Source organism: Brevundimonas nasdae (assembly GCF_019395145.1).
Taxonomy (GTDB): domain Bacteria; phylum Pseudomonadota; class Alphaproteobacteria; order Caulobacterales; family Caulobacteraceae; genus Brevundimonas; species Brevundimonas nasdae.
The window spans coordinates 3642761-3655029 of record NZ_CP080034.1 but is presented as its reverse complement, the minus strand read 5'-3'; the positions used below and the strand labels follow the sequence as shown (position 1 = coordinate 3655029).

Sequence of the window (12269 nt, the reverse complement as noted above, 5' to 3'; positions counted from 1 at the left end):
CCGGCGTATTGCATATGCAATGAACGATGATGGACCCTGCATCTGCGGCCGTCTGCGGCGCGCCTCGCGCACGCTGAGCCGCCTTTATGACGCCGCCCTGGCGCCGGTCGGGCTGACGGTGAACCAGTTCTCGATCCTGCGGAATCTGGCGCAGCTGGACCTGCCCAGCCTGAACGAGATCGCCGAGCGCACCGCCCACGAGAAAAGCGCCATGTGGCGCACCCTCCAGCCGATGATCCGCCAGGGCTGGGTCGCGGCCGAACCGGGCCGCGTCCAACGCTTCACCCTGACCGGCGCCGGTCGCGAACGCCTGGATCTGGCGCGGCCGATCTGGATGGAGACCCAGGGCCGGGTCAGTCAGACCCTGGGCGAACGCGAAGCCGCCCTGATCGACCTTCTGCACGAAATCGAGACCCATGCCTGACGCCGCCCCCTCCCCGATGTCCCGTCGCGCCTGGATCATGATCCTGGCCGGGGCCACCATGGTCACCCTGTCGATGGGGGTGCGCCAGTCGTTCGGCCTGTTCCTGACGCCGATGGGCATGGAGCTGGAGATCAACCGCCAGACCTTCGGCCTGATCATCGCCGCCCAGAACCTGCTGTTCGGCCTGATCCAGCCCTTCATCGGCGCCATGGCCGACAAGCATGGCGCGGGACGGATCGCGGTGATCGGGGGGCTGGTCTATGCGGGCGGTCTGGTGGTGTCGGCTCTGGCGGCCAGTTCTCTGGGCCTGATGATCGGCTTCGGCGCCATGGTCGGCCTGGCCATGTCGGGCGTGACCTTCGTGGTCGTGCTTGGCGCCGTGGGCAAGATCGTGCCGCCCGAGAAGCGGACCCTGGCCTTCGGCATCGTCACCGCCGGCGGCTCGTTCGGCCAGTTTCTGGTGGTGCCCGCCGCCCAGGCCCTGCTGGACGCCTATGACTGGCGCATCACCCTGTTCATTCTGGCGGCGGTGGCCGCCCTGATGATCCCGGCGGCGCTGGGCGTGGCAGGCAAGCCGCCTGCGCGCGGCGGGGTCGAAGGCCCGCCGCTGAAGGCCGCCCTGGCCGAGGCCTTCACCCATCCCAGCTTCTGGCTGCTGAACTTCGGCTTCTTCGTCTGCGGCTTCCACATCGCCTTCGTGGGCACCCACCTGCCCGCCTATCTGCGCGATCTGGGCCTGTCGCCGTCCGTGGGCGCCAACTGTCTGGCCCTGATCGGCCTGTTCAACATCGCCGGCTCCTGGCTGTGGGGCGCATGGGGGTCCAAGGGGTCCAAGAAGAACCTGCTGGTGCTGCTCTACGGTCTGCGGGCCGTGACGCTGGTCGTCTTCATCCTGGTCCCGCTGTCGCCAGCCAGCGCCCTGATCTTCGCGGCGACCTTCGGCTTCCTGTGGCTGGGCACCGTGCCGCTGACCAATGGCCTGGTGGCCCAGATCTATGGGCTGCGGAACCTGTCCGCCCTGGCGGGGATCGTCTTCATGAACCACCAGATCGGCGCCTTCTTCGGCGCCTGGCTGGCCGGCGTGGCCTTTGATGCGACGGGTTCGTACATGCTGATGTGGATCGTCTCCATCGGTCTGGCCCTGACGGCGGCGGCGGCCAACGCCCCAATCAGGGAGGCGCCGCTGGTGCGCGCCCAAGCCTCGCCCCTGGCGGCGGAATGAAGTCCCGCGCGATCCGGGTCGGTCTGGGCGCCCTGGTCCTGCTGGCCATCGGCGGGGCCATATGGCTGTGGGGCCGGGTCGGGGTCGCGGTCTGGCTGGACGCCGCCATCGCCTTCTGCGCCTGAAGCCCCGCGCCTCAGTGCTGCATCAGCCGGGGCCGTTTGGGCGTCGCCTCAGCCGGGGGCGAAGCAGGCGGCGGCGCCTCCCTGACGACAGGTTCCGCCGTCTGGCCTGAAGCCCGTTCCGGCGGGATGTAGAAGGGCGCGATCTGCTCGGGCGTGGCCGGGGCGTAGATGGGATCGACCGGCGGCCGCACCACATCCGGCGTGGGGCGCGACGGTTCGACCGCAGCAGGTACCGGAACCGGAACATCGACAGTCTCGACGACGACGGTCTCCGGCCCAGGCTCGGCCTTTTCGCGGTTCAACAGGGATGAGACGCCCATCGTCACCACGGCGGCGGCGCACAACAACAGGAAGATCGCCCCGCCCCAGGCGGCCAGCTTGACCCAAAACCAGCGAGAGCCGTCGATGGGCGGACTGGCGCTGCCCGGCAGATCAAGGCGTGGATCGTGTTCCGGCATCAGCGGCGTCCGTCAGGCGTGTTTCTCGACATAGGCTTCGGGGTCCTTGTTCACCGGCTTCACGCCCGTGATGTTGGCCGCCTCAAAGGCCGCGAACTTGACCGCCAGATCATGGCGGGTGGTCACGCTGGAGTTCAGGCGGAAGTCGGTCAGGCCCTGACGCTCTTCCTCGCCCATGTGCTTGGAGTTGACGACGTTGGCCTCGCCCACGGCCTCGAACCAGGCCTTGGTGCCGACCTGGTGCTTGGCGACCGCCTTCACCGCATCGCGCAGCTTGTTGTGGTCTTCGATGGCGTCCTCGGTCTCGCCTTCGACCGTGCCGTCCTCGGCGTCATTGGCGCCGTCGCCTTTTTTCATCAGGTCGGGATAGAAGAACCGTTCCTCGGCATCGGCGTGCACATCCAGAAACGCCGACAACCGCCCCCAGACCGCACTCAGCGCCTCGGTGTCCTTGGGATCGATCTGTTCGATGATCGAGAACAGGCGACGCTGTTCCGCATGGTCGTCGAGGATCAGTTGAGTGATGTCCATCAGGGCGCTCCGGCAAGGCTTGAACGAAACTAATCGCCTCCCGCCCGCCGGGTTCCCCGCTAACGACTCGCAAGCTTTGCTCTAGCTTCGTCTGGCGCCTGAACGAGCCAGGACACGCGCGGAGGGCCAGCACCCCGCCGCGCGCTTCAACCCGACCTCAGCCCGCGTATTTGGCGGCGTCTTCGTCGGAGATGTCTTCGTTGGAATAGACGTTCTGCACGTCGTCTTCGGCGTCCAGGGCGTCCAGCAGCTTCAGCAGGGTGCCGACCGCTTCGCCCGTGACCGGCACTTCGGACTGGGGCTTCCAGACGATGGCGGTGGACTTGGGATCGCCCAGCACCTTGGACATGGCGTCGGCGACTTCGTTCAGGTCCTCGAAGGCGGTCCAGATGGTGTGGCCCGGCGCGTCCTCATAGATGTCCGGCTTGACCAGATCGCTTTCGACGTCCGAGGCGCCGGCTTCGATGGCGGCCTCCATGACTTCGTCTTCGGTGCCCGCCTCGGCCTTGTAGATGATCTGACCGACCTTATCCCACATGAAGGCGACCGAGTTCATTTCGCTCAGCGCGCCGCCGTTCTTCTTGAAGGCCGCGCCGATGTTGGAAGCGGCGCGGTTGCGGTTGTCGGTCAGGGCCTCGACGATGATGCCGACGCCGCCGGGGCCGCGGCCCTCGTAGCGGACCTCTTCCATATTATCGACGTCGCCGCCCGCCGCCTTGTTGATGGCGCGCTGGATCACGTCCTTGGGCAGGCTTTCGGCCTTGGCGTTGTTGACCGCCAGACGCAGGCGCGGGTTGGCGGCCGGGTCAGGCAGACCCGACTTCGCCGCCACCGTGATGTCGCGTGACAGCTTGGAGAACAGCTTGGAACGCTGCGCGTCGGCGCGTCCCTTGCGGTGCATGATGTTCTTGAATTTCGAGTGGCCGGCCATGGGATCGTCTTCGAGAGTGCTGGAACCTGTCGCGCGTCTAGCGGATGAGGGCCATCGTGTCACGACAGGCTGAAAAGGTGGAACCTCGACCGTTTGCGGGTATTGATCCCCCGCGAGCAAGACGGAGTGCAGCCATGAACGCCGATGACACCATCTATGAAGCCGAAGGCTACACCGACGACGACCTGTTCGACGCCGATATTGTCGAATGGTACGAGGCCCGCCCCATCACCATCCCGACGGCCATCGCCACCGGCGCCGTGCTCAGCGCCTTCGCCCTGGGCGCCCTGACCGCCACCGCCCTGTTCCTGCTCAACCGCCTGGACGACTGAAATAGGGCTGGCCATGCCGGGCGCAGGCATGGCCAGACCTCCGCCTCTTAGCGCACCGCTCCGATGTTCAGCGCCTTGACCGTGCAGGACGTGCAGTCCTCGACCTTCAGGATCAGGGTGTTGGTTCCCTGCTGGAAGTTCAGGGCCGATGTGGCGACCTCGTGCCAGCCGGGACCGGCGGGCAGGTTCACTTCAACGGGCGTCCCTCGGTTCAGCGACACCGAAACCCGGCCCCCGCCCGAACCGACGACCGTGATCGGGCGCGCGCCCGCCTGATCCGCCGTCAGGGTGTAGCGCAGCCATTCTCCGGTCTCGAACTCGGCGACGACGGGCTGGCCCGCGTCGATGGCGATGTCCACGCCGTCGTTGCGCCAGGTGCGGCCCGTGTTCCACCAGGGATCGCGCGGCCCCGGCCCGTCGGTGTCCGAATCATAGACGTCGGACCAGGCCACGCCTGACCGTCCCAGATCGTAGTCCGCCGCCCGGATCACCCCGCCCTGACGTCCGAACCGGCGCTCCACGAAGGGAATGGCGACGTCCGAATGTGGCTGGCGGATCATGGCGTCCACCACGTCGTGGTGTTTGAAATTGTTCTCGTAGAGGATGTCGTGATTGGCCAGCTGCATCAGGGTGCGCTCGGCCTCCGCCGCCGACGGACGCGGTCCCTTGCCGGTCAGATAGGCCACCAGGGCGGGCCAGCCCGCATTGGGCGTGATCTCCAGCGGCTGGTTGAAGCCGATCTTCTTCAGCGGCCAGAAGGCCCAGCCGACGCCCTCGTTCTCGACAGTGGCGATGGTTTCGGTGAACCAGCGATTGGAGTTCTCGCCCGACTCGCCCAGCCAGATCGGGGCGTTGTTCTCATCGCGCAGCTTCAGGAACTCGGCGATGGAATCGCGGTCCGTCGCGTTCCAGTATTTGTGGAAGCTGATCGCCATGTTGTCGTCCCACAGGGGCATGACGCCGCGATAATTATTGCCCCAGCAGTTGCCCTCGATGATGACCAGATGGCGCTTGTCCACCTCGCGGATGGCGGCGGTGATGTCGACCATCAGCTTGCGCAGCGGCGCATTGCTGTTTTCGTTGCAGCCGTTGCCGGGCTCGGCGCCTTCGAAGTTCCAGTTGGGTTCGTTGATGATGTCATAGGCGCCGATGGAGGGTTCGTCGGCATAGCGTTCGGCCAGCTTGCGCCAGATCGCCACCGTCTTCCTCTGGTTCTCGGCGCTGTCCCACAGGGACGGCTTGTTCGGGTCACGGTCCGCGATGGCCAGGTCCGAGCCCTGGCCGCCCGGCGCGGCGTGCAGGTCCAGGATCAGGTACATGCCGTTGGCCTTCACCCAGTCCAGCAGGTCGTCGATCTGCTTGAAGCCTTCTTCCTTCCAGGTGTCCTGGCCCGCCACCGGCTCCTGATCGGCAGCCAGGGTCAGCTGGTCGTAGTGCAGCGGGATGCGCACCGAGTTGAAGCCCCAGCGTCCCATGGCGTCGATGTCGGCCTTGGTCGTGTAGTTGGCGCGCCAGGCGCGGTAGAAGGCCTCGGTCTTCTCCTCGCCGATCAGATCGGCGATGCGCGCGCGGATGACGTGCTGCTGACCCAGTTCGCCAAGCTGCAGCATATAGCCTTCCTGCAGCACCCAGCCGCCCAGCCCCATGCCGCGCAGGATGACGGGCTCACCCTCTTCATTGACGATCCGCGTGCCGTCCGCGCGCAGGAAGCTCTGCGCCTCCGCCAACCCAGCCGACAGGCCCAGACCCGACAGGCACAGCGCCGCCGTTGCGACCGAAGCCGCAATCCAGTTCTTCCTCATGACGTCCTCCCAACGTGATTTTTGGGAACGTTCACATGGAAAGATTTGAAACGCCAGAGCCGAAGCGGAGCTGCGACGATCACGCCTTGTGTCAGGGCGTCAGCCCGCCTTCAGGTTCTCCACGACCGCTCTCAGCTTGGTCGGCAGGGGTTTGGGCCGACGCGTTTCCGCATCCACATAGACGTGGACGAAATGGCCGATGGCGGCAGGCACGTCGACGCCGCGCTTGAAGACGGCGAACCCATAGCTGACGCTGGAGGTGCCGATGCGGTCGACCTTGATCCCGACCTCGATCACGTCCGGGAACTTCAACGACGAGGTGTAGCGGCAGCCCGAATCCACGACCAGACCGATGGACTCATCCAGCGCATTGGCGATCAGCAGGTGGGCGTTCACCGCCGAGTCCACGAACTCGTAGAATTTGGCGTTGTTGATATGGCCGTACTGATCGTTGTCCGCCCAGCGGGTCGAGACCATGTGAAAGGCCCGGTAGGTGGCCCGCTCCGCCAGGGCGCCTTCGTCACGCTTCGCCATCGTTCCTCATCTCCCCAATCACGGCGTTCGCTCGCCGTCTGAGGTTGAACGCTCGGGCTTGGACGACGTGGCGTCAAGCGCCTATCGGTGGGGCAGCGATCACGAACGCGCGGCGACCGCGCGCTCAAGCAGCTGGCGACCGCGTCGACAGCGATAGCGCACAAAGAAAGGCTTGAGCATGAGCATTAAGACCAGAGCCGCTGTCCTGTCCGCGATGGGCGCCGGGCATCCCTATGCAGACAGCCGCCCCCTTTCGATCGAAACCGTCACCCTGTCGGCGCCCGGCCCCGGCGAGGTTCTGGTGGCGATCAGGGCGGCGGGCCTGTGCCATTCGGACCTGTCCGTGATCAACGGCGACCGCCCTCGCCCCCTGCCCATGGCGCTGGGCCACGAAGCGGCGGGGGTGGTCGAGGCCCTGGGCGAGGGGGTGAACGACCTGCAGATCGGCGATCACGTCGTCATGGTCTTCATGCCGTCCTGCGGCCATTGCGCCCCCTGCGCCGGGGGCCGCCCCGCCCTGTGCGAGCCGGGCGCCGCCGCCAATGGCCGGGGCGAACTGCTGGCGGGCGGACGCCGCATCTTCCGCGAGGGGGAAGCCGTCAACCACCACCTCGGCTGCTCGGCCTTCGCCGAACGGGCGGTGGTGTCGCGCCGGTCGCTGGTCAAGATCGACCCGGCCCTGTCGTTCGAAGAGGCGGCCCTGTTCGGCTGCGCCGTTCTGACCGGCGTCGGCGCGGTCGTGAACACCGCCGCGGTCAAGGCGGGCCAGAGCGTCGTCGTCATCGGCCTGGGCGGCGTGGGTCTGGCCAGCGTCCTGGGCGCCCTGGCCAGCGGCGCCAGCCCCGTCGTCGCCGTCGATCTGTCGCAGGACAAGCTGGCCCTGGCCCGCAGTCTGGGTCCGGTCCAGACCGTGAACGCCGCCGATCCCGATGCGGTGGATCAGGTCCGCGCCCTGACCCACGGCGGCGCCGACTTCGCCTTCGAAATGGCCGGATCGGTCCGCGCGCTTGAAAACGCCTGGAAGATGACCCGGCGTGGCGGAACCACCGTCACGGCGGGCCTTCCGCCGCCCCAGGCGGCCCTGGCCGTCAATGTGGTGTCTCTGGTGGGCGAGGAGCGCACCCTGAAAGGCTCCTACATCGGGACCTGCGTGCCCAGCCGCGACATCCCCCGCTACGTCGCCCTGTACCGCCAGGGCCGCCTGCCGGTGGACCGCCTGATGAGCGGCGTCATTCCTCTGGAGGACATCAACACGGGCTTTGACCGCCTGCACGCCGGCGAGGTGGTGCGGCTGGTGGTCCGGCCCTGACCACCAGCCCGTCGTCTCTTACTTCGCCGCGCGCGGAGGCGCGTTCTTCACATACAGGTCCATCCAGCGGGTCATCTCCCACAGGGTGTGGCCCACCGATTCCCGTGCGCGATAGCCGTGGGCCTCCAGCGGCAGGGTGACATAACGCGCCGTCGCCCCCAGCCCCTTCAGCGCCGCATAGAAGCGTTCCGACTGAACCGGGAAGGTGCCCGAGTTGTCGTCCGCCTCGCCGTGGATCAGCAGGATCGGCTCATTCAGCTTGTTGGCGTAGGTGAAGGGCGACATCTCGGTATAGACCTCGGTCGCATCCCAGTAGTTGCGCTGCTCGGCCTGGAAGCCGAACGGCGTCAGGGTGCGGTTATAGGCGCCCGACCGCGCGATCCCGGTGCGGAACAGGTCGGTGTGGACCAAGAGGTTGGCCGTCATGAAGGCGCCGTAGCTGTGGCCGCCGACCGCGATCCGGTCCCGATCCGCAACCCCCATCCGCACCACCGCATCAACCGCCGCCTGGGCGTCCGCCGTCAGTTGCTCGACATAGGTGTCGTTCGGCTCCGCCCCGTCCTTGCCGATGATGGGCATGGAGGGATTGTCGAAGATGGCGTAGCCCTGGGTCAGCAGGAACAGGTGGCTGGCGCCCCCCGGACGCACGAAGCGGTTCTGCACGTCCACGGTCTGTCCGGCGACAGAGGCGTCGGTGAACTCGGCCGGATAGGCCCACATCAGCATCGGCAAGGGGCCGTCGCGGTCCTTGTCATACCCCGCAGGCAGGTACAGCGTGCCCGACAGCTTCACCCCGTCCGCCCGCTCGTAGGTCACCAGCTGGCGGGTGGCCTCCGCCAGCTGAGGCGCCGGATCGGGGAAGTTGGTCAGGCGGGTGACAGACCCGTCCGTCAGGTCGCGGATCTGCAGGTTCGGCGGGTCCAGGCGGCTTTCGCGCTGGGTGACGACGCGTCTGCCCTCCGCATCCAGGAAGCCGACCACCGCCTCATAGTCGGTGTTGGCCGAGGTCCACAGCCGCTCGCTGCGCCCCGTCGCCGGGTCCATGGCCGCCAGGAAGGGGAACTCGCCCTGGGCCGTCGCGCCTGCGCCCGACATCAGGATCTTCCCGTCCGGCGCAAAGCGGATCACCGAACGGCCCGCCGCGTTCGGCTGGGTCACCGGCATGCCCGGATTGTCGTAGCGGGCCTGGTAGTTGCGCTCCAGAAGCACCCGCTCGCGTCCCGGATTGGACGGATCGACGACAAAGCGCGTTTCGTGCCGGGTGTTGAACCAGCGGCTGTAAACGATGGCCAGATCGTCCTTGCCCCAGCTGACGCCGCCATAGCGTTCCTTCAGGTCGATCAGCTTGACCGGCTCGGCGGTGAAGGGCGCGGCCTGCATGAAGACGCGGTCGCGGAACTCGGCCTCGCGACGGATGTCGCCGCCGTCCAGGGCTTCGACCCAGGTCAGGGTGGCGGGAGCGTCCGCGCGCCAGTCGACCGAGCGCGGCCCCGGCGCCACGGCGTCAAAGGCGGTCGGCACATCATCGCGCAGCGGCAGGCTGGCCACCTGCCGCACGACGCGGCCGTTCAGGTCCGTGACCAGGATGTCGGTCGGAAACAGGCCGCTGGGCACCACATAGGAATAGGGCCGCTTGGCGATCTCCTGCAGGATGTAACGCCCGTCCGGCGACAGGGTGACGTCCAGATGCACGGCAGGCTGGCCGATCGTGCGGGCCCGTCCATTCAACGGAACCAGCGTCAGCTGGGACGTGAAATAATGATCGAACAGGGCTTCGTCGCCCGGGTTCGACAGCAGGTCCTGATAGGTGCGGACCGGCGCCACGCGACCGGCGGTTTCATCGATATTCGGTCCCGTCGGCGCGCCGCTCACATCCGGCGCCGGGCCGCGCCCTGCAGGCACGGCCTCGATCAGAACGCCTGAACTGTCGGGCAGCCACTGATAGCCGCTTCCGCCCGTCATATTGACCACCGGATCGGTCAGCTTGCGCGCCCGCGCCGTCGCCACATCCACGACCCACAGCTCCAGCCCCGTCGGGCGGTCCATGACCAGGGCCAGGCTCCTGGCGTCCGGCGCGAAACGCACCGCCGTGAAGCGCGCGCCTGCGGGCAGGGCGACGACACGCTGCGCGCCGCCGTCCACGGCCTGCAGCGTCAGGCCGGTCAGCCAGGCCACGCGGCTTTCCGCCAGCCCGTTGTTGCGGGGATTGATCCGCGATCCGCCCAGCCGCAGCATCGGCTCAGCCAGGGCCTTGATGCTGGGCAGGTTCGACCGGTCCAGCAGCGCCAGCGTGCGCCGATCCGGGCTCAACATCGGCGCGGGCGTCGGCTTGGCGTCCAGAATGTCGGCGATGGGCGCAGGCGGCTGCTGATAGGCGCTCACCGCCGGGGCCTGCCCCGCATTCTGAGCCAAGGCCCCGCCCGCCGTCGAAGCCAGCAACACCGTCGCCAGCACAAGCCCGGCGCCACGCACACGCATCATCATCATTGGAAACCCCACAGTTTTCCCAACCAGACTAGCGACACGGACAGACCAGCGACACCCTCTTTCGCCGTTACAGTGTCACATAACCTCAGCCCCCGTTCAGCAACCCCTCTACGTCCGCGCGCTCCGGCGCTGACGGCTGGGCGCCGGGGCGTGTCGCGGCGAAGGCTCCGGCGGCGCAGGCGAACTTCAGCGCCTCAGCCGGGTCCATGCCTTCCAGCAGGGCCACGGTGATCGCGGCGACGAAGGCGTCTCCGGCGCCGGTGGCGTCGACGGCGGTGATGACGGGCGGGGTCGCCCAGGCCATTTCGACGCCGCGTTGGTACATGGCCGCGCCCTTGGCGCCCTTGGTCACCACCACGCGCCCCCCGCCGTGATGCAGGCCGTCGCCATAGAAGGCGGCTTCCGTCTCATTGACCACGATCAGGTCGGCGCGGCGCAGCAGCAGCTCCGACACCGGCGCGGCGGGCGCCAGATTGGCGCAGACGAAGCCGGTCGCCCGCCCCACAGCCGCCTCGACCGTCTCGACGGGCAACTCCAGCTGAACGATCAGCGCGCCCTCGATCCGCTGGGGCAGCTGTTCCGGCGTGACCATCAGGTTCGCTCCAGGCGCCACGACGATCTGGTTCTCGCCCGACGGATCGACGGCGATCAGGGCCACTCCGGTCGGGGCGGCGACATCGACCTCGACCCCCGCCAGATCGACGCCGATGTCCTGCATCAGCGACAGGGCCTCGCCCGCCATGGCGTCGTCGCCGACCCGGCCGATCAGGCTGACCTCGGCGCCCAGCTTCTCGGCGGCGAAGGCCTGATTGGCGCCCTTGCCACCGGGGTGGCGGGCCAGCGTCGCGCCCGTCACCGTCTCGCCCGGCGCAGGCAGGCTGGGGGCGGTGGCGACCAGATCCAGGTTAATCGAACCGACGACGGTGATCCTCATGCCGCGTTCCTCAGGGTCTCGACGATCAGATCGAACACCCCCTGCCCGTCCGCCGCAACCGCCCAGTGGTGGCGCGCGGTCGCCGGATCGACCCGGAACTCCACCGCCGTATGGCCGCGCGTCAGGTCCGAGTTGGTCTCGACCTCGATCCGGCAGGGCCGGGTCTGGAACAGGTCCGGCCGCATCAGCCAGGCGATGGTGCAGGGGTCATGCAGGGGCGAGGCCTCGCCGCCCACCACCTCACGCTCGACCCGCTGGGAGAAGCGCAGCAGGGCGGCGGCGGTGCGCGCCGCCTCGCTGTCGACCGCCTCGATGGCGGCGATCCGGCCTTCGTCGGCGCGCACCTGATGGGTGGCGTCCAGACCCAGCACGATCACCTGACAGCCCGATCCGAAGACCACCGCCGCCGCCTCCGGGTCGGCCCAGATGTTGAACTCGGCCGAGGCGGTGATGTTGCCGCCCTCCGCCCGCGCGCCGCCCATGACCACGACCGGCCCCAGCCATTCGGCCAGCCGCCGCTCGCGCCGCATGGCCAGCGCCAGATTGGTCATCGGCCCGATCACGGCGACCGCGACCGATCCCTGCGGGCGGTTCATGACCAGATCGACGATGGCGTTGGCGGACGGGCCGTCGCCGATGATGCCCGCAGGCTCGAACGGCTCCAGATCGCCCAGCCCCTCCGCGCCGTGAAACTCGCCCGCGCCCGCCGGGGGGCGCTTCAGCGGGCGTTCGGCGCCGCGATGGACCGGCACGTCTTCACGCCCGGCGATCTGGCGGATGATCCGCGCATTGCGCTGGGTCAGGTGGGCGGGAACATTGCCCCCGACGGTGGTTACGGCGAGCAGCTCCAAGTCGGGCGCGGCGAAGGCCAGGAACAGGGCCACGGCGTCATCCACGCCGGGGTCGCAGTCGATTATCAAGGATTGAACAGTCACGCCCCTGACTAGGCCGCCCGCCTCCCTCGCGGCAAGCCCCGGCGACCGGCGCTTGACGCAGGCCCGACACGGCGTCACCCTGATGCTGTTCTCCGGGGGGTCGCAATCGAGCGGCTGAGATAGAGGTTTCTCCTCTGACCCGTCGAACCTGATCCGGGTCATGCCGGCGAAGGGATGAGTACGCTGCCGGTCCAGACCACAGGACCAACACGCCCGACGTCGGCGGACCTCAAACGTTTTTGAGG

Annotated in this window: 13 protein-coding genes and 1 riboswitch; of the genes, 5 read left to right on the top strand and 8 right to left on the bottom strand. The window is 68.0% G+C overall.

Translation table 11 applies throughout. The features are described from left to right. Window positions 1-19: 19 nt before the first annotated feature. Genes KWG56_RS17750 through KWG56_RS18960 form a run of 3 tightly spaced genes read left to right on the top strand, consistent with a single transcriptional unit; the run spans window position 20 to window position 1771 of the window. Window positions 20-424 carry a MarR family winged helix-turn-helix transcriptional regulator gene (locus tag KWG56_RS17750; RefSeq protein ID WP_201100017.1) on the top strand — a complete coding sequence of 135 codons (405 nt, stop codon included), beginning with the start codon at window positions 20-22 and terminating at the stop codon, window positions 422-424. Next, the gene (locus KWG56_RS17745; RefSeq protein ID WP_219353151.1) at window positions 417-1646 is read left to right on the top strand and encodes an MFS transporter; all 1230 of its coding nucleotides are present in this window, start codon (window positions 417-419) and stop codon (window positions 1644-1646) included. The genes KWG56_RS17750 and KWG56_RS17745 overlap by 8 nt, the downstream gene beginning before the upstream one ends. Continuing rightward, window positions 1643-1771, top strand: a complete 129-nt coding sequence (locus tag KWG56_RS18960; protein ID WP_257903730.1) for a hypothetical protein — start codon at window positions 1643-1645, stop codon at window positions 1769-1771. Before KWG56_RS17745 ends, KWG56_RS18960 begins: the two co-directional genes overlap by 4 nt. Before the next feature lie 11 nt (window positions 1772-1782). On the opposite strand, the gene KWG56_RS17740 is transcribed toward KWG56_RS18960, so the two are convergent. From KWG56_RS17740 to KWG56_RS17730, 3 genes are all read right to left on the bottom strand, one after another. Further along, window positions 1783-2229 (bottom strand): hypothetical protein, encoded by a 447-nt coding sequence (locus KWG56_RS17740; RefSeq protein ID WP_219353150.1) that lies wholly within the window; start codon window positions 2227-2229, stop codon window positions 1783-1785. A gap of 12 nt (window positions 2230-2241) precedes the next feature. Beyond that, window positions 2242-2760 carry a hemerythrin domain-containing protein gene (locus tag KWG56_RS17735; RefSeq protein ID WP_219353149.1) on the bottom strand — a complete coding sequence of 173 codons (519 nt, stop codon included), beginning with the start codon at window positions 2758-2760 and terminating at the stop codon, window positions 2242-2244. Window positions 2761-2917: 157 nt separating this feature from the next. Continuing rightward, window positions 2918-3691, bottom strand: coding sequence for a YebC/PmpR family DNA-binding transcriptional regulator (locus tag KWG56_RS17730; protein WP_201100013.1), 774 nt, complete (start codon window positions 3689-3691; stop codon window positions 2918-2920). A 134-nt stretch (window positions 3692-3825) separates the two neighbouring features. On the opposite strand from KWG56_RS17730, the gene KWG56_RS17725 reads away from it, so the two are divergent. Further along, window positions 3826-4023: a hypothetical protein gene (locus tag KWG56_RS17725; RefSeq protein WP_219353148.1), complete on the top strand. Its 198-nt coding sequence runs from the start codon at window positions 3826-3828 to the stop codon at window positions 4021-4023. A 47-nt stretch (window positions 4024-4070) separates the two neighbouring features. On the opposite strand, the gene KWG56_RS17720 is transcribed toward KWG56_RS17725, so the two are convergent. Together KWG56_RS17720 and KWG56_RS17715 are read right to left on the bottom strand one after the other, a co-directional pair. Then, window positions 4071-5825, bottom strand: coding sequence for a cellulase family glycosylhydrolase (locus KWG56_RS17720; RefSeq protein ID WP_219353147.1), 1755 nt, complete (start codon window positions 5823-5825; stop codon window positions 4071-4073). A 99-nt stretch (window positions 5826-5924) separates the two neighbouring features. Next, window positions 5925-6359, bottom strand: coding sequence for an acyl-CoA thioesterase (locus KWG56_RS17715; RefSeq protein WP_201100010.1), 435 nt, complete (start codon window positions 6357-6359; stop codon window positions 5925-5927). Between the two features lie 178 nt (window positions 6360-6537). Here KWG56_RS17715 and KWG56_RS17710 point away from each other — a divergent pair, with 178 nt between their 5' ends. Beyond that, window positions 6538-7668, top strand: coding sequence for a zinc-dependent alcohol dehydrogenase family protein (locus KWG56_RS17710; RefSeq protein ID WP_219353146.1), 1131 nt, complete (start codon window positions 6538-6540; stop codon window positions 7666-7668). 18 nt (window positions 7669-7686) lie between these two features. On the opposite strand, the gene KWG56_RS17705 is transcribed toward KWG56_RS17710, so the two are convergent. The 3 genes from KWG56_RS17705 to KWG56_RS17695 form a co-directional block, all read right to left on the bottom strand. Beyond that, complete coding sequence (locus KWG56_RS17705) at window positions 7687-10152, bottom strand: alpha/beta hydrolase family protein (protein WP_219355352.1); 2466 nt, start codon at window positions 10150-10152, stop codon at window positions 7687-7689. Between the two features lie 88 nt (window positions 10153-10240). Beyond that, on the bottom strand, window positions 10241-11089 hold the full coding sequence (locus KWG56_RS17700; protein ID WP_201100007.1) for a ribokinase: 849 nt from the start codon (window positions 11087-11089) through the stop codon (window positions 10241-10243). Next, on the bottom strand, window positions 11086-12024 hold the full coding sequence (locus KWG56_RS17695; protein ID WP_219353145.1) for a nucleoside hydrolase: 939 nt from the start codon (window positions 12022-12024) through the stop codon (window positions 11086-11088). Before KWG56_RS17695 ends, KWG56_RS17700 begins: the two co-directional genes overlap by 4 nt. A gap of 83 nt (window positions 12025-12107) precedes the next feature. Next, window positions 12108-12217, top strand: a riboswitch (TPP riboswitch). Window positions 12218-12269: the final 52 nt, after the last annotated feature.